Source organism: Hydrogenibacillus schlegelii (assembly GCF_001653195.1).
Classification (GTDB): domain Bacteria; phylum Bacillota; class Bacilli; order Thermicanales; family DSM-22653; genus Hydrogenibacillus; species Hydrogenibacillus schlegelii.
Window position 1 is genome coordinate 89,446 of the sequence record NZ_JXBB01000001.1, and the last position, 16,955, is coordinate 106,400.

The window sequence follows — 16,955 nt, forward strand, 5'->3', positions numbered from 1 at the left end:
GACCAGCAGGGTGGGTGGGGAAAGGGGGACTCGGCAAAGGGAAACGATTGCACAGCGGTCAATCCGTTTCCTAAATCGATTGTATAATGCCTACAATAGGAGCGCAATACACCAAATCGGGTGTTTTTCAATACCCGATCGGTGCTGGAGGGACATCGAGCCACCACACCGCGACCGCTTCCCCGACGCGCGGATCTTCCCCGGGAGGCACTTCCACCAGCGCGTTGGCGCCCAGAAAACTGGAGATGGCGGCAGAGAGCTGCTCCCGTCCGGCGTCGACCACCGCCCGCCCCGCTTCCAGCCAAACCCGCGCCCGCCAATAGCGGGTAAGCGGTATCGGGCCCTCGCTTGGCCGGCCTTTGAGCACGGCGATCGTTCGGAGCGCGTCCCACACCCGGGCGCCCGCCATCTTGCGCAGGGTCGGAAGCAAAAACAGATGCGCCGTCACAAACGTGGACGCCGGATTCCCCGGCAGCGCAAACCATATCCGGTCGCCTTTCACTCCGACGGTCATCGGCTTTCCCGGACGGATGGCCACCTTCTGGAAAAGGAGCTTCATCCCCAATCGCTCCATGGCGTGCGGAACGACATCGTAATCGCCGACCGAGACCGCTCCCGTGGTCACGACGACGTCACCGGACTCCAGAGCGCCACGCACCGCCTGAACGACCGACTCGACCCGATCGGAACACTGCCCCAAATCCCGGACGTCCCATCCTTCCATCCGCATCATCGCCGCAAGCATCGGGCCGTTCGAATTTCGGATCTGTCCCGGCCTGAGAGGCCCCGGGCCGCTTAACAATTCATCGCCGGTCGAAAGGACGGCGACGCGAAGGCGCCGCACGACCTCGACCTCCAGGACGCCGGCCGTCGCCAAGACCGCCGCCTCCCGGGGACCGAGGCGCTCGCCGGCGCCGACCGGAGACGATCCTTTCGGCAGATCGTCGCCTCGGCGTTGGATCTCGTCCCCCGCGCGCGCCGGGATCACCAGTTCGATCCGATCCCCTTCTCGCCCGGCAGAGCCTTCCGGAAGGCGAACGTTTTCCAGCGGAACGACGGCATCCGCCCCGGGAGCCACCGGCGCGCCGGTCATGGTGCGAACGGCGGTGCCCGGCTCCACGGTTCGGGTCGGCCATCCTCCCGCCGCCACTTCTTCGATGACGATGAGAGAGACCGGCGTACCGTCGGACGCCCCGGCCGTGTCGGCCGCCCTGACGGCGTATCCGTCCTTCAGGGACCGGTCGAAGGGCGGCACATCTTCCGGCAATTCCGGTCCCCTGGCGAGGTAACATCCGACGGCCTCCACAAGCGGTACGCGGACGACTTCGCGGGGAGAAGCCCACTCGAAACACCGCCGCCGGGCTTCCTCGACCGCGATCGGTTCCGCCTCTCGAACGGCCATGTCCCTCACGCCCCTCCGTTATTTATCAGAACAGGACAAACTTATTCCGAGACAAACCTTTTTTGTTCCGATTTGCTTGTCACATATCGCTCGAACTTCAGCATCATCGCGAACGCCGCGGCATGCAGCGCTAGCATGATGAGGCTGCCGAGCCGCTGATCCTGAAGCGGCGAACCGAAGGCCGGCCACAAAGCCGCCTCCATGGCCACAGAAGGGGGAAAGCAAACCCCAAGCGCCTTCCACCGATAAACAGGATCCACGTACGTCCGAAACACCGCGAGGGGCGCAAGCAGTAAAAGCAGGCAGGCAGGCATCAGCAGGCGTTCATTCGCCGCAATGTAACGCTTTCTGCCGGCCTCCGGCAGGCGCTGCTCGGGGATGGGGCCGACGAGGGGCCACCACATCCAAACGGCCAGGGCGAACAACGCGGTCAGAAAAGCGATGTGGGCCGCGGCATGCGTCATGACACGGTCAAACACGGAGGGAAGATGGTAGATCACGAACAGCCCGTTGAACGACCACAGCGCCGCCCTGGGATCGAACAGGCGCCGGAAAACGGACGGTCCCCGCCGCCGGCCGACAAGCGGGCGGAGCGCCCGTTGCGGAAGACCGATGAGCAAAAGAGGCGGAACGATAAAATAGCTCAAGCTCATTTGGGCCATGTGCGCGCTGAACCAAACATGGCTGAGGACGAGCAAAGGACTTCCCCAGCAAACGTAAAGCAGGCCGAGGCCGGCCAGAAAAGAAACCTTCCGAATGAAAGGAACGCGCTCGACCCCCGCGCCCGCCGGTTGGAGCGGTCCCACGGCGAGGACATAAGCCGCCGTGAGCCCCATCGTGAGCCAAAGCAGAGGCCGGTTCCACGAGCCGCTTCCGGCCAGAAGTTCCCACCCTCCCAACCGCACGCCCCCCTCCTCATTCCCTGTCTTTTTGATCTTCTCTGTGTTTTTGATCCCCTTTTTGAACGTCGGGCCGCTCGCCTTCTTCCGACGCCAGCCAGCGCCGAACCGTCCGGTAATCCTCCGGCGTATCCACGTCGACGCCGGCCCGATGGTCGCCCCAGGGGAGGAGCGCCATCGCTTCGCGAAAACGCTCGAGGATCGCCTTGCCCCCGACATCCCCCTCCAACGCCTCATAATAGGGGAAGAGCGAAGCGTCCACCAGCACCGGATGACCCGGAACCCCTTGAAACAAGGGTCGCACGATTTTGGTGCCGTGGGCGCGACGGGCCAGGTACGCGTGGCACAGCGCCTCGATCAACGGCCGCGAAACGAGCGGCTGGTCCGCCAAAAGGATCAGACAGGCATCCGCGCGCCCCTGCATCGTTCGGAGGCCCCGTTTCAGCGAGGTGGACATGCCCAGCCGAAAATCGGGATTTGCGATCACCTCCACCGGAAGATCCGCCACCGCCCGCGCCATTTGTTCCGCGTCGCCTCCCGCGACGAGGATCACCGGATCGAGTCCGGCTTGCGTCGCGGCCTCGACGCTGTGCCGAAAGAGCGGTTTGCCGCCGAGGGGCAGCCACTGCTTGGGCCGGCCCATGCGGCTGGACAGCCCGGCGGCGAGGATCACCCCGCCGATCCGGAGCGACGTGCCGTTCGCCAAGGGTCCATCTTCCTTTCGTCCAAACCGTTTTGATCGCCCCGCTTTTATCCCGCCAGAACCCGGGGATGCGCCACCCCGTCGTACGAAAAACGCTTCGTCTTGCCGTCGATCACCGTCTCCAGGGGCACCGGACGGTCCCAGAGGGCATGAACGGACGGTAGCGTTTTTCGATGTACCGCACGGCGAGCTCCAGGGCGTCGTAGACGCGGCGCAGGAGAAGCTCCCTCCGCTCAAAGTCGCCGTCTTCGACGACGATCGTGGGGGATCCCCCGTTTGTCCGCCGGCGGATGAGCGCCTCGCCACCGCCTCTCCGTCGGTCCTCTTTCCCCGCCAGTCGTCGCCCTGCTTTATTATAATCATTATAGGCGCACAAATCGAGCGTTTCCGCGATTTCTTTCCTCAATAAATTTTAGTTGCGCAAGGCGCGACGCAGGCGTAGAACGTTTTAAAAAGCGCGTCATCAAGAAAAAGAAAACGATCGTCATATATTTCTCATACGGTCCCATCGACGTCATCGCCAGGACGACCGCCCTCGCCTCTTCTTCGACGTCTTCGCCCCACGCGCGGAAGCGAAGATCGTCCGGACGGATCGCGAGCGGCCCGGCCAAGGCCGCCCTACCGCCGAACGCCTTCGCTTTTTGCGCCCGGCGAAGGGCGTTGAGGAGCGTCCGGCGCGTCGCCGGCGCCGCCCGCCCCGCCGGCGGCGCCGGTATCTCCGCAGGCGACGATGTCCCCGGGTTCTCCCCCCTCAGCATGATCGACGACTAAATCGACGACCCGGCCGGCGCAGTGCCCGTCCGGTCGGTCGGCGCGCCGACCGACCGGACGGCCGGACGCCGCGCCCGGCGGATGAAGAAGCTTGCCACGAGCGCCAGGGCGGTGATCGCCGTCGCCCAGACGAAGGCATCGTTGATGCCGCGGATGATCGCCTCTTTCTGCACCGTCCCGAAAAGAAGGAGCGCGAGCACCCGATCCGCCGCCTGGTCCGTCACGCCGGAAGCGGCGAGGGCGCTTTTGGCCTGGGCATAGGCCGCCTGCCACGCCGGATCGGCGGTGTTCATCGCCGCCCGCATCGCCTCGGCGTGGAACGTCGCCCGGTTCGTCATCACCGTGACGAGGAGCGCCGTCCCGAGAGAGCCGGCGACCATCCGGACGGTGTTCGCCACCGCCGTCCCGTGACTGTTTAAGGCCGGCGGAAGCTGGTTCAGCCCTTCCGTCATCACCGTCATCATCATCAGCGACATGCCGAGGCTCCGGACGGTGTAGAGAAACAGAATGTGCCGGTAGGTCGTCTCCGCCGTGAGCCCCGTGAACGACCACGTCGTAAACAGCGTGATGAGAAGCCCGACGACGGCGAGCGGCCGGGCGCCGAAGCGATCGAACAGCGCCCCGGCGATCGGCATCATGAGCCCCATGAGAAGCGCCCCCGGAAGGAGAAGAAGCCCCGCCTCAACCGGCGTAAAGCCCCGGATGTTCTGCAGGTAGATGGGCAGAAGCACCATCGCCGCAAACATCGCCATCGTCATGAGGGCGCTCACAACGCTCGTCACGGCGAAGACGTCGTAGCGGAACACCCGGAGCTCCAAAAGCGGCGCCTCGACCGAAAGCTCCCGCACGACGAAAAGAAACAGGAAGACGATCCCAATCAAAAGCATGAGCTGGACTTCCCGGGACGACCAGCCGACGCTACCCGCCCGGCTTAAGGCGTACAGCAGGCTGCCGAAGCCGACGACGGAAAAGAGGGCGCCCCCCTGATCCAGCCGGAGCGATCGCCGCGGCAGGACGTCGCCGAGCCAGAAATACGCCAGCATAAGCGACAGCGCCGCAAAGGGGAGCGACAGGAAGAAAAGATACCGCCAGTGATAATTTTCGACGATCCAGCCGGAAAGCGTCGGCCCGATCGCCGGCGCGAAGATCATCACGAGCCCCATCATGCCCATCGCCCGGCCGCGACTTTCCGGCGGGAAGATGAAAAGAATGACGTTCATCATGAGCGGCATGATGATCCCCGCTCCGACGGCCTGCACGAGCCGGCCGGCGAGGAGCGTCGCGAAGGAATGAGAAAAGGCGCTGATGAGCGACCCGGCGGTAAACACCCCCATGGTGAAGAAAAAGAGCCGTCGCGTCGAGATCGTCTGCACGAGGTAGGCGCTCACCGGGACGAGGACGCCGTTGATGAGCATGTAACCGGTGATGAGCCACTGAATCGTCGCCGCATCGACGCCGAGGTCGTTCATCATGTGCGGCAGCGCCACGTTCATGAGCGTCTGGTTGAGGATGGCCACGAAGGCGCCGGTGAGAAAGACCGCCATGATCCGAAGCGGCGACGCCGACGCCCCCGGCCGGCCGGTTTCCGGCCCTTCGGCGCCCGCTCTCTTGGCGCGGACTTCTTCCGCCACGGCCCTCACCTCGCGATGCGGACGGCGGCATTGAGGCCCGGGATGAGGCGCACGCCCGGCTTCCCGTCGAGGCGGATCTTCACCGGGATCCGCTTTTCCACCTTCGTGTAGTTGCCGCTCGTTCGGTTCGTATCGGGGAGGAGCGAAAACACGTCCGCCGTATAAAGCCCGATTTCCGCCACCCGGCCGACGAACGTGCGTCCCGGGAAGGCGTCGACCGTCACCTCCGCCCGGCTCCCGATCTTCACCGCCGCGAGATCCGATTCTTTGACCATCGCCTCGATCCACAGATCGTCGAAGTCGAACGCCTCGGCAAGCGGCATCCCCGCGCCGACCATCGTCCCGGGAACCGCCGAATCGCTGACGATCGTCGCCCGCTCCGGCATGACGACCGGCACCGTCACCCCGGCGCCCGTCGGCCCGGGCGGAAGCTCCACCTCGCCGAGGATCACATCTTTGTCGACCGTCTCGCCCACCTTCGCCTTCCAGTCGACGAGCTTCCCCGACGCCGGAGCGCTCACGGGGATCGGCTTGCCCTTCACCTGGGCATCGTCGGTGATGATGTATTTTTGTCCCTCACTCCAGACGCGAACGCCGTACGCGCCGGCCCCGCCGAGGAGGAGGAAGAGAACGAGGATCACCCCGAGCACCCGACGCCGTCTCATCGATCGCATCCCTCCTGAGATCCGTCGTGGAACAATAACCGCTGAATCACCGCTGGATCCTCATGAAACACAATGCGGCTCAAGACCGCCCGGATGGCAAACGATCGGCCGAACCGCCGTCCAAACGCGCGAGCATCCGGCGCAACAGGTCGGCGAGCGCCCAAAGCTCTTCGTCCGTCACGTGGCCGAACAGGGCCTCGGCCAGCCGCCGCCGCTCCGCCTCCAAGTTGTCCACCGTCCGCCGGCCCGCCTCGGTGAGCGCAAGGTAGACGATCCGCCGATCGAGCGCCGACCGCTCCCGGCGCACGAGCCCCCGGCGCACGAGCCGTTCCGCCCAGTTCGTCACGTAGCTTTGCGAGACGCCGAAGTGCCGGGCGAGCGCTCCGGCGCTTTTCGGCGTCCCGTCGGCCAGCATCCGGAGAAACCACCCGTCCATGAGCGAAAGCCCTTCCGGGAGTTGGATGCCGTACTTGAACCGCCGGGAAAGCTCCCGGATGAGCAGGATGAGCTCCTCGACGGCCTGCCGCCGCCCTTCCCCCGCGTCGATCCCCGCTCCCTCCCGCCCGAGAAGCTTAACCAGGTTAATCATCGGCGAACAGCGATCATTATAACGCCCCAACCGCTTGCGTGCAAGAGGAGGGAGATCGCCTCCGGCGATGCACGCGCCGGCGAACACGCGGGAAAGCCGGAAGGCCGGCGGGCGCCGCCTCCCTGCAGCCAAAACGCGCGGGGGCCGCCCGCGCGTGGTTTCGACTGAATGATGCAACTTAATTATGCACCTTAATCATGCACCGCTCGTGCTCCGCGTCCTCCATCGCATCGCGCCGGCTTCGTCCTCGCTTCGGACCGAAGGCCCCCACCGTCACACCGCGATCTGGCGAAAATCGGCAAACCGCCCGACGAGGCGATCGACGGCGGCGACGAGGGTAAGCCGCGCTGCCCGCACGTCGGCGTCGTCCGCCATGACGAGGACGTCGGTGAAAAACCGGTCGATCGGCTCCACCAGCAAAAGGAGCGCCTCGAGCTCCGCCGCGCCGTCCGCCGCTCCCTGAAACGCCACCCGGGCCCGAAGGGCCGCCTCGGCGAGGGCCCGCTCGGCCGGCTCCGAAAGCCGCCCGGCCCGAAGCGCCGCTTCGAGGGCGGAAAACGCCGTCCGAAGCGTCCGTTCCGCCCCTTCTCCGTCCTTCGATGCCCGAAAGGCAGAAGGCGCCGCACCGGTCGACGCCGTAGGACTCTCCGCGCCAGGCCGGTCGGCGACCCCACCGTCCGCCGGAGCGGGCGCTCCCTCCGCCGCAAGGAGCCCTTCCCGCTCCGCCTTCCGGGCCATGTTCGCCGTCCGGACGAACGCCTCCACCGCCGGCTTGAAGCCGTCCGTCGCCGCGAGCGCCTGAAGCGCCGCCGCCCGCTCGAACAGCCGCACGATCGGCGCCCCCGCGTCTTGCGTCACCGCCGCCGCGACGTCGTGGCGCACGCCCTCCTCTTCCATGTGCGCCCGAATCCGCGGGGCGAAAAACGCCCAGAGGGCCTCGCCGAGCGCTTCCCCGTCGACGGGAAACGGCGCCGCCTGGCCGTCCGCCGTCCGGACGGGTCGGGGCCCGTACGCCGCCCGCGCCAGATCGACGAGCGTCCGGAGGTCGAACGGGAAGCGGTGCGCCCGGAGGATGGCGATCGCGCCGAGGGCCGCCCGCCGGAGGGCAAACGGGTCTTCCGATCCGCTCGGGATGAGGCCGAGGCCGAAGAAGCCGACGAGCGTGTCGAGCTTGTCCGCCAGGCCGACGACGGCGCCGACCGTCCCTTCCGGCGGTCCGTCGCCCTGGCCGAGGGGACGCCGATGCTCCCGAATCGCCCGGGCGACGTCCGGATCTTCGCCGAAGCGAAGGGCGTACGCCTCGCCGACGACGCCCTCCAGCTCGGTAAATTCGTACACCATCTGCGTCGCCAGGTCGAACTTCGCGATCTCCGCCGCCCGGCGGATCTTCCGGACATCCGCTTCCGGGAGCTGAAGGCGCCGGGCGAGGGCATCGGCGAGCCGGACGAGCCGGTCTTTTTTCTCCGCCATCGACCCGAGATCGGCATGGAAGGCGATTTCCGCGAGCTTTGCGTTGAAGGCATCGATCGATCGGGCGAGGTCCGCCGCGTAGAAAAACCGGGCGTCGGCCAGCCGGGCGGCGAGCACCTTTTCGTTCCCCCGGACGACGACCTCCAGCGCTTCGTCGGTCCCGTTCCGCACGCCGATGAAATACGGCCGGAGCCGGCCGTCCGGCCCGTACGCCGGAAAATACCGCTGATGGCGCCGCATCGTCGTCACGAGGACCGCTTCCGGAAGCTCAAGGTACGCCGGGTCGAACCGGCCGACGAACACCGTCGGGTACTCGACGAGCGACGTCACCTCGTCGAGGAGGTCCGGGTCGTCCGCCGCCCGGATGCCGTAGGCCGCCTCTGCCGCCCGGATGCCGGCGACGATCCGCGCCCGGCGCGCCTCGACGTCGGCGAGGACGAACCCCTTTTCGAGGGCCGCCGCGTAGGCGTCCGCCGACGGAAGGTCGATCGGCCCGCCGAGGCTCCGGTGGCCAAACGTCCGCCGGCCGCTCTGGACGCCGGCGACGGTGAGCGGGACGACCGCCTCGCCGTAGAGGGCGACGAGCCAGCGGATCGGCCGGCCGTAGCGGACGTCGAGGTTCCCCCAGCGCATCGCCTTCGGGAAGGGGAGGCCGAGGATGACCGCGTCCAGTTCGGCGAGGACGTCCTCCGCCGAGCGGCCGGGCGTCGTCACCCGGGCGACGAGGGGCGCCTCCTCCCCTTCTCCTTCAAACCGAAGCGCCTCGAGCGGGACCCCTCGGGCCCGGGCAAAGCCGATCGCCGCCGACGTCCACGACCCGTCGGGCGCGATCGCGGCCTTCCGCCTCGGCCCCCGGACGACGTCGACGTGATCTTCTCCCCGCTCGGCGAGGGCGTCGACGAGCACCGCGAGCCGCCGGGGCGTCGCATAGGCCCGGATTTCCCCGTGCCGAAGGCGGTGCGCTTCGAGATGGGCGGTGACCCGCTCCCGTAAGGCATCGCGGGCCGGCACCACCCAGTCGGCCGGAAGCTCCTCCAGGCCGATCTCGAGCAGAAACGTCCGGCTCACCGGCTCCCCTCCTCTCCGACGGCCGCGGTTTCCGTCCGTTCGGCGAGATACGCCTGCGCCACGGCGCGGGCGAGCTTCCGCACCCGGCCGATCATCGCCTGCCGCTCGGCGACGGAAAGCGCGCCCCGGGCGTCGAGCAGGTTGAACGTGTGGGAGCATTTTAAGACGTAGTCGTACGCCGGAAGGACGAGCCCGAGCCCGAGCAGCCGCCCGGCTTCGGCCTCGTAGGCGTCAAACAGCGAGCGAAGCAGCGCCGGATCGCTTTCGACGAGGGCGTAGCGGGACTGCTCGACCTCGTTCTGGAAAAAGACGTCCCGGTACGTCACGCCGGGGGCGTAGACGATGTCGAAGACGTTGTCCTTTTCCTGCAAATACGACGCCAACCGCTCCAGCCCGTAGGTGATCTCCACCGACACCGGGTGAACGTCGATGCCGCCGACCTGCTGGAAGTACGTAAACTGCGTCACTTCCATCCCGTCCAGCCACACTTCCCAGCCGAGCCCCCAGGCGCCGAGGGTCGGCGACTCCCAATTGTCCTCGACAAATCGGATGTCGTGTCGTCTGGGATCGATGCCGAGCGCCTGGAGGCTTTTCAAGTAGACGTCGATGATGTCGTCCGGCGACGGCTTGATGAGCACCTGAAACTGGTGGTGCTGGTAGAGCCGGTTCGGGTTTTCCCCGAAGCGACCGTCCGCCGGCCGCCGGGACGGTTCGACGTACGCCACCCGCCACGGTTCGGGGCCGAGGGCGCGCAGGAACGTGTGCGGGTTCATCGTCCCGGCGCCTTTTTCGACGTCGTACGGTTCGGCGATGAGGCAGCCCTGCTCCGCCCAGAACGCCTTCAGGGCGAAGACGAGGCCCTGAAACGACGAGGCCGCATCAAACAAAACGCCGCCTGGCCCGACGCCGGGCCAGGCCTTCACCTCCCCATGGCGAAGTCCGAATCCGCCGGCGACGCCTCCGCCGGCGCTTCCGCGGTCGGCCCTTCGCCGCCCAAGCCCGCTCCGCGCCGCTTAAGCCGGCGTTCCCGAAGGGCCGCCGCGGCCGCCGCCAGGTCCTCCCGGCCCGCCATGATCCGGCGGGAGAGAAGGTCGAGGGCAACGTGCCGCTCGATGAAGGCGTCGAGGAGCCGGGAGAGGGCCTGCCGCTGCGGCGGCCGAAGCGTCACCCGCCCGAGGCGACCCGGCGGCACCGCGAGCAGTCGACCGACAAACGCAAGGAGCGGCGACGGCACCGGCCGGGCGTCCGGCACCGCATTCCGGCACGCCCGGCAGACGACGCCCCCCTCGGCCGGAGAAAAATCCGTAAGCGCCGCCGCCCGGCCGCAGCGGACGCAGCGCCCCCATTCCGGACCGAACCCGGCCTTCCGGAGATAGAGGAGCTCAAACGTCCGGACGACCGTCTCCGCTTCGTCGCCCGCCAGCAGTCGATCGAGCGCCCAGCGGACGAGCCGATAAAGGGCTTCGTCGGGCCGCCCCTCTTCTTCCCCCCTGACGATCCACTCGGCAACGACCGAGGCCTGGGCCATTCGCTCCACGTCGCCCCAGAGGGCCGCCGCTCCGACCGTCTCCGCCTGGACGAACCGATAGAGAGACCCGCTCGGCCGGAGGATGTATGTACCGCTTTGGAACGGCTGCACGGCAGACTTGGCCCGGGAGCGAAGCTTCCGGGCGCCGTAAGCGATGACGCCGATCTTTCCCCGCTCCCGGGTATAAAGCGTCGCGATGACGTCTGCCTCCCGGTACGCCATCGTCCGGAGGACGATCCCCTCCACCCGGACGTCAGTCGGTCGCTCCATCGACCTTTCCGTGCCTCCCGGCGTTCACGCTTTCCGGCGCCGGTCGTCCGCCGGTCCGCCGGCCGCCCTCAACACCGGATGCCGCCGCGGCCACCCCCGGTCGAAAACCGCCTTCCCCGGCCGGATCGTCGTCCACCGGAAGCTCAAGCGTGCCGAATTCTTCCAGCATGGCGCGGATCGTGGGCGGCGGCGATGCCGCGCCGGCCTCAAAACGCCGGTAGAGCAGATACGAGGCCACCGAACCCGTTTGCTCAAACAGCCTCCACGAAAGATCCCGCATCCGCTGCATGATCCCCCTCCGGCTGCCGTGATCGGCCTCGGATCCGGCGTGCGGCATGCTTAGTCTGACCGGGCAGACGCTTCGCCAGCCTAGCAATCGTTGCCGAAGGACGCCGGCGCCGGATGGCCCGGCGCCTACGGCTCCCGCCGGTAGCCGAGGTGGTGCAAAAGCCCCGGTCGGTTGCGCCAGTCCTCCCGCACCTTTACCCACAACTCGAGATAAAATCGGGTTCCGAAGATCGCCTCCAGCTCTTCCCGGGCGAGGCGACCGATTTCCTTGAGCATCCGTCCGCCCTTGCCGATGAGGATCCCCTTTTGCGACGCCCGCTCGACGACGATCGTCGCCCGAACGACGATGATGGCGGGCTTCTCCTCCCACCCTTCGACGACGACCGCCACCGAGTGGGGAACTTCTTCTTCCGTGAGGTGGAGGATCTTCTCCCGGATGATCTCCTGCGCCACAAACGTCTCCGGGTGATCGCTCCGCACGTCGGGCGGGTAGAAGGCCGGGCCTTCCGGCAGATCCCGGAAGAGAACGTCGAGCACCGACCGGAGGTTTTCCCCGGTCACCGCCGAGACGGGAATGAACTCCCGGAACGGGTAGAGGGTCCTGGCCTCCTCGAGCAGGGGAAGGAGGGTCGCTTTCCGCACGAGGTCGACTTTGTTGATGAGGAGATAGACCCGTTCCCGCTCCCGGGGCAGCCGCGCGACGATCTCCCGGTCCTCCGGGCGGATGCCGGCGGAAGCGTCCATCACGACGAGAACGGCGTCCACTTCCCGAAGCGTCCCGTAGGCGTAGTCGACCATCCGCCGGCCGAGCTCCGTCCGGGGGCGGTGGATGCCCGGCGTGTCGATGAAGATGATCTGCCCGCGGTCCTCCGTCAGCACCCCCCGGATGCGGTTCCGGGTCGTCTGAGGCTTCGGCGAGACGATCGCCACCTTCGCGCCGAGAAAGGCGTTGAGGAGCGTCGATTTGCCGACGTTCGGCCGGCCGATGATGGCGACGAACCCGGAGCGAAACGCGCGCGTCCCGCCTTCCGCCGGGGCACCCGTTTCGGATGGCCCGCCCGAAGCGGCGTCCGGGCGGACGGCCTCCGTCGCCGTGCCGCGCGCATCCCACCCCGGGGCCGCGGCCCCTCCAGGAAGCGGCGGTTCCGCCCCGATCTTCGGCGGGGCCCCCTCCTCCCGAGCGACCGAGCCATCCGAGCCCGATTCCGCAGCGAAGGACGCGGCCTCGCGCTTGAGCTCCCGCTCATTCGGCCCGTCCGCCATGGCCGGATAACGCCTCCTTTCCGAACGCCCCGGGCAGGAGCGCCGTCACCGTCGTCCGGATCCAGTCGCCGGCCAGGTTGCCGAGGTAGACCGGCATCTCCGGCGGACAAAGCTCCGCCATCACCTGCCGGCAGACGCCGCACGGCGTCACCGGCTCCGCCGAGTCGGCGACGACGATGAGGGCCGCGGGGGGCGTTTCTCCCTCCGTCGCCGCCTTGACGAGCGCGACCCGCTCGGCGCAGATCGACGCCGGATAGGCGGCGTTTTCCACGTTGGCACCAAAAAACGCCCGCCCGTCCGTCGTCACGACCAGCGCCCCGACGGCAAAGCCGGAATACGGCACGTAGGCGCGATCCCGGGCGGACCGGGCCGCCTCGGCCCACGCTGCCGGAGGCGCCTCCCGGATCCACCGGGCCTCCGGCAGATCGCCGCGGTCGGGGGAGCGCGCTTTCGGACCGGACGGAAGTTCGCCGGCTTCCCGCGAACCGTCCTCCGGCCCGACCGGTCGGTCTTCGCGTCCGGACGGCCGACGATCGGCCGGATTTTGACCCTCGCTCGACGTCTCCTTGCGCATGAAAGCCTCCCGAACGGCCGCCGGACGACGCCCCCCGGACGGGCCGGCCCCTTTTGGCCTGGGCGTCCCGCAAACACGACGGCTATGACCCTCGCCGGCTTCGCCGGTGCGCCCCCCGGCGGGCTTCGCCGGGGGCGCCCCTCCGCCGCGAAAAAGCGCCTTCAGCTTCCGCCCCCTTCGCTTACCGGGGCCACCAAAAGGGAGCGGCCCATCCGGCGAAGCCAAAAAGCGTCGCCCACGCCGCCAGCGCCGCCCAGGTGCCGGCGCTTCGACGGGTGAAAACGGCGGCCAGCGGTGGTAGCACAAATGTTAGCATATTGACCGGCGGAAGCCAAGCGCCCCAAAAGGCGAGGGCAGAGGCGGCGAAAAAAAGCCCGAGCGCCGGACTCAGGCGGGCCGCCGGCCGAAGTCGGGCAAAAAGCCCGTACCCGACGAAGCCCAAAAGGGCAAACGCCCCCCACTGCCTCCCTCCGGCGCTCTGGCGGAGCGCCGCCGCGAGGTCGATCAGAGGCGCGTAAAACAAAAAAAAGCCGACGGCGACGCTCCACAACGCCGAAAGGAGGACCGCCGCCGAAGCGGCGTCCTTTGCCGTCCGGGCCGCTTCGGACCGGTGGGCACCGGCGTGATCGACCGCCCGCTCCACCGCCGTGTTCATGAGTTCCGCAAACCACACCCCCAGGATCGTCCCGGCCAGGAGGAGCCAGCGCGCCGGCGTGAGGCCGACCGCCGCTCCGAGGCCGACGGCAAAGGCGGCCATCCAGCCGTGGATGCGCATGTTCGGCTCATCCCGAAACGCGGTGTAAATCCCCCGCACGGCGTGGCCGACGCTTTGGATGAAGCGCCGTCCCTCCGGCGGAGGGGCGGCCCCAGATCGCACCGCGGTCCGCGCCCCCTTTTTGCTGCTTTGCCCGATGCCGTTTGCCCGGCCTTCTCGAGCGTCGGGCGCCCGTCCGAACCGGGTTCCCGCCCGCCGCTACGCCCGCCGCTACGGATCCCGCGTCAGGCCAAACGCCTGAAGCAGGGCCTCCTGCTTGGCAAACATGACCCGCGCCTCGTCCTCCGTCTCGTGGTCGTGGCCGAGCAGGTGATAAAACCCGTGCACGAGGAGGAAAAAGAGCTCCCGCTCAAAGGAATGGCCGTATTCTTCAGCCTGCGCCCGGGCGCGGGGGATGCTGACGACGATGTCGCCCAAAAGCTCCGGCTCCTCCATCGGAAAGCTGAGGACATCCGTCGGGCGGTCGACACCGCGAAAGGTCCGGTTCAGCCGGTGGATCTCCGCATCGTCCGTCAGGACGATCGACACTTCTCCCGACACCGGCCGCCCCTCTTCGGCGAGCGCCCGCTCAAACATCGCCTGGAGCCGGGCGCGATCGGATTCTGACAGGCGAAAATCCGTGCCGCGGTAATCGATGTCGATGACGAGTCCCACGCTCTTGCCCCCGCTTTCTCGTCGATTCGGTCGCTTCGCCCTCCAATTCGGTTCGACCGCGGTTCGGTTTTATTGCGCAGAGCTCCGGCGCTCCGCTTCGACCCCCTCGCCTTCCGGGCCCCCGGAGGTCGAACCCGCACCGGATGCGGATTCCTCGGGATACTCGATCCGGGCGTGAAAGCTTCCGGACAGCGTGGCGAGGATCGCCTCCCGGATGCGGTCGAGCTCCCGCATCGTGAGGTCGCAGTGGTCGAACTGGCCGTCGTCGATCTTCTCCCGGATCGTCCGTTCGACGAGCGCCGCGATCTCCGCCCGTGTCGGGGCCTTCATCGCCCGGAGCGTCGCCTCGACGGTGTCGGCGATCATGACGATCGCCGCTTCCTTCGTTTTCGGCTTCGGCCCGGGATAACGAAACTCCTCGGGCTTCGTCTCGGGCTTCCGTTCCTTCGCCTTGTGGTAAAAATATTTGATCACCGTCGTGCCGTGGTGCTGGGCGGCAATGTCGATGATCGCCTGGGGAAAGCGCATCTCCTGCAACATCTTCACGCCATCGAAGACGTGATCGATGATGATGTCCCGGCTCTCCCACGGCGAGAGCCTGTCATGCGGACGCTCTTCGCCCAGCTGGTTTTCCACGAAATACCGCGGCCGCTTCGTCTTTCCGACGTCGTGGTAATAGGATCCGACCCGGGCCAAAAGCCCATCGACGCCGATCGCTTCGGCCGCCGCTTCGGCGAGATTGGCCACCATCACGCTGTGATGGTACGTCCCCGGCGCTTCCAAAAGGAGCTTGCGCAAAAGCGGCTGGTTCGGATTCGCGAGCTCCAAAAGGCGCATCGGCGACAAAATTCCGAACGCCGCCTCAAACAGCGGGATGAGGCCGAGGGTGAGCACCGCCGCGGCCAGCCCCTGGACGACCGCCTCGCCGGTCCAGCGGGCGGCACTCAGGAGCGTGAGGTCGTCGCCGCCGAGGAGCGCGACCGTAAAGACGGCGACGATGCCTGCGCCGGCGGCGACCGTTCCCGCCCGGAGGGTGCGGGAGCGGGACGGAGCGGTGCCGATCGCCCAGGCGCCGGCGAGGCCGGTGGCGAGAAGATAAAGGAAGGCGCGAAATTCGATCAGCGTGCCGATGCGCTCGTTGAACATGATGCCGCCGGCGATGGCCCCGTAGAGGGCGAGGGTGTACGCCGCCCCCTCCGAAAGGAGGATGGCGGCGATAAGCGGCATCGCCGCTGCCGGGAGGAGGTAGAGGCCGTCCCGAAAGCCGCCGGCGACGGTGAGAAGGGCGAAGCCCTTGATGAGGAGAAGATCGAAGGCCAGCATGAGGAGCCACATCAGGGCAAACTTCTCCCCGCCCGCGGCCAAAAACAGTCGGCTCCGGCCGAGGTAGACGTCGAGCGAAACGGCCAACATCCCGATGATGAGCGCGAGGCCGGCGTAGGGCCGGGTCTTGTCCTGCTGCATAAGGCCGAGGAGCTCGAGCTTCCGGAGCACCTCGGCGTTGATCACCTGGTTGTAGTCGAGGACGATGTCCCCTTCATAGATGTAGATCGGCTCCACCGCATCGGCGGCGGCCTTTTTGTTTTCTTCGGTCTTTTCCCGGTCGAGCTTGACGTTCGGCACGATGCTGTGGCGGGCGAGCTCCTGGATGACGAGCCGGTTCGGCGCCGAAAGCTCCGCCAGGATGAGCTGTTCGTTGACTTTGGCCCGGGCGGCGGCAAGCTCCCGTTCGTCGACGCCGGCCTGCATGATGCCTTCGACGATCGACTTCGTCCAGTACTGGATGGTCCGGAGCGTCTCCGGCGGCAGGAAGGCCAGCGTCTCGTAGACGGACGGCGTCAGATCGTACGGGATGAGGCGTCTTACCTTTTCGATCCGCTCTTCCCGGGTGAGCGTCTCATCCCGGTCGACGGCGGCGATATCCTCGAAGATGCGGTCGAGATTGGCAAGCTGCATTTTCGTCACCGACTCGTCGACCTTGTAGACGTTCGGCACGGCCGCCATGGCTTCCTGCCGGGCCCGTTCCGTCGCCTTCGCATCGTAGACCGTCTTTGGCGCATAGATCCGCTCGGTGGAGCGGGCGCCGAGCTTGAGGTCGTGAAAGCTCTGGGGCAGCACCGCATCCTTGAACAGCAAAAAGGCGAGCACCGCGACCGCGAAGATGGCCAGCCGGCGCCAGAACGGCGGCCGGACGCGCCGTTTAGCCACGCCGTTTCACCTCCGCAGCCGCCCGGCCCCCTTCGCCGACCGGACGTTCGGCCGACCACCGTCGGTGCCGGCCGTCGCCGGGGCGTCGAAGGCGGCCTCGCCGGATCGCCCGAGGCCCGGTTCCGCCGGGCCGTCGCCCGGCTCGCCCCGTCCGCTCCGCTCCCGCTCGCCGGAGCCGCCGATGCCGCCTTTCGCCG

The 16,955-nt window shown here is 67.5% G+C and carries 17 protein-coding genes; all 17 read right to left on the reverse strand.

Annotated elements, in window-relative coordinates; all coding sequences use genetic code 11:
• Nucleotides 1–127 precede the first annotated feature (127 nt).
• The gene (locus SA87_RS00395; RefSeq protein WP_066197439.1) at nt 128–1,402 is read right to left on the reverse strand and encodes a molybdopterin molybdotransferase MoeA; all 1,275 of its coding nucleotides are present in this window, start codon (nt 1,400–1,402) and stop codon (nt 128–130) included.
• Nucleotides 1,403–1,443: 41 nt separating this feature from the next.
• Nucleotides 1,444–2,301 carry a cytochrome c oxidase assembly protein gene (locus SA87_RS00400; protein WP_066197441.1) on the reverse strand — a complete coding sequence of 286 codons (858 nt, stop codon included), beginning with the start codon at nt 2,299–2,301 and terminating at the stop codon, nt 1,444–1,446.
• A gap of 16 nt (nt 2,302–2,317) precedes the next feature.
• Nucleotides 2,318–3,007: a nucleotidyltransferase family protein gene (locus SA87_RS12435; protein WP_066442305.1), complete on the reverse strand. Its 690-nt coding sequence runs from the start codon at nt 3,005–3,007 to the stop codon at nt 2,318–2,320.
• A gap of 109 nt (nt 3,008–3,116) precedes the next feature.
• Nucleotides 3,117–3,410 carry a hypothetical protein gene (locus SA87_RS12905; protein ID WP_169816871.1) on the reverse strand — a complete coding sequence of 98 codons (294 nt, stop codon included), beginning with the start codon at nt 3,408–3,410 and terminating at the stop codon, nt 3,117–3,119.
• Nucleotides 3,367–3,615, reverse strand: a complete 249-nt coding sequence (locus SA87_RS13820; RefSeq protein WP_066197444.1) for a DUF444 family protein — start codon at nt 3,613–3,615, stop codon at nt 3,367–3,369. Before SA87_RS13820 ends, SA87_RS12905 begins: the two co-directional genes overlap by 44 nt.
• A gap of 156 nt (nt 3,616–3,771) precedes the next feature.
• Nucleotides 3,772–5,319, reverse strand: a complete 1,548-nt coding sequence (locus tag SA87_RS00415; protein WP_082910428.1) for a DHA2 family efflux MFS transporter permease subunit — start codon at nt 5,317–5,319, stop codon at nt 3,772–3,774.
• A gap of 92 nt (nt 5,320–5,411) precedes the next feature.
• Nucleotides 5,412–6,071, reverse strand: a complete 660-nt coding sequence (locus SA87_RS00420) for an HlyD family secretion protein (protein ID WP_169793368.1) — start codon at nt 6,069–6,071, stop codon at nt 5,412–5,414.
• 79 nt (nt 6,072–6,150) lie between these two features.
• Nucleotides 6,151–6,660: a MarR family winged helix-turn-helix transcriptional regulator gene (locus SA87_RS00425; protein WP_066197453.1), complete on the reverse strand. Its 510-nt coding sequence runs from the start codon at nt 6,658–6,660 to the stop codon at nt 6,151–6,153.
• Between the two features lie 273 nt (nt 6,661–6,933).
• On the reverse strand, nt 6,934–9,198 hold the full coding sequence (gene glyS / locus SA87_RS00430) for a glycine--tRNA ligase subunit beta (RefSeq protein WP_066197455.1): 2,265 nt from the start codon (nt 9,196–9,198) through the stop codon (nt 6,934–6,936).
• Nucleotides 9,195–10,085 carry a glycine--tRNA ligase subunit alpha gene (gene glyQ / locus SA87_RS00435; RefSeq protein WP_066197995.1) on the reverse strand — a complete coding sequence of 297 codons (891 nt, stop codon included), beginning with the start codon at nt 10,083–10,085 and terminating at the stop codon, nt 9,195–9,197. The genes glyS and glyQ overlap by 4 nt, the downstream gene beginning before the upstream one ends.
• 32 nt (nt 10,086–10,117) lie before the next feature.
• The gene (recO, locus tag SA87_RS00440) at nt 10,118–10,996 is read right to left on the reverse strand and encodes a DNA repair protein RecO (RefSeq protein WP_066197457.1); all 879 of its coding nucleotides are present in this window, start codon (nt 10,994–10,996) and stop codon (nt 10,118–10,120) included.
• Nucleotides 10,980–11,285 carry a YqzL family protein gene (locus SA87_RS00445; RefSeq protein WP_169793369.1) on the reverse strand — a complete coding sequence of 102 codons (306 nt, stop codon included), beginning with the start codon at nt 11,283–11,285 and terminating at the stop codon, nt 10,980–10,982. The genes recO and SA87_RS00445 overlap by 17 nt, the downstream gene beginning before the upstream one ends.
• A 125-nt stretch (nt 11,286–11,410) precedes the next feature.
• Nucleotides 11,411–12,547 carry a GTPase Era gene (gene era, locus SA87_RS00450; RefSeq protein WP_082718551.1) on the reverse strand — a complete coding sequence of 379 codons (1,137 nt, stop codon included), beginning with the start codon at nt 12,545–12,547 and terminating at the stop codon, nt 11,411–11,413.
• Nucleotides 12,528–12,953 carry a cytidine deaminase gene (gene cdd, locus SA87_RS00455; RefSeq protein ID WP_066198002.1) on the reverse strand — a complete coding sequence of 142 codons (426 nt, stop codon included), beginning with the start codon at nt 12,951–12,953 and terminating at the stop codon, nt 12,528–12,530. Before cdd ends, era begins: the two co-directional genes overlap by 20 nt.
• Nucleotides 12,954–13,302: 349 nt before the next feature.
• Nucleotides 13,303–13,998, reverse strand: a complete 696-nt coding sequence (locus tag SA87_RS00460; RefSeq protein ID WP_066197468.1) for a diacylglycerol kinase — start codon at nt 13,996–13,998, stop codon at nt 13,303–13,305.
• Nucleotides 13,999–14,106: 108 nt separating this feature from the next.
• Nucleotides 14,107–14,550, reverse strand: a complete 444-nt coding sequence (gene ybeY, locus SA87_RS00465; RefSeq protein WP_066197471.1) for an rRNA maturation RNase YbeY — start codon at nt 14,548–14,550, stop codon at nt 14,107–14,109.
• Nucleotides 14,551–14,619: 69 nt separating this feature from the next.
• On the reverse strand, nt 14,620–16,758 hold the full coding sequence (locus SA87_RS00470) for an HD family phosphohydrolase (protein WP_066197474.1): 2,139 nt from the start codon (nt 16,756–16,758) through the stop codon (nt 14,620–14,622).
• Nucleotides 16,759–16,955: the final 197 nt, after the last annotated feature.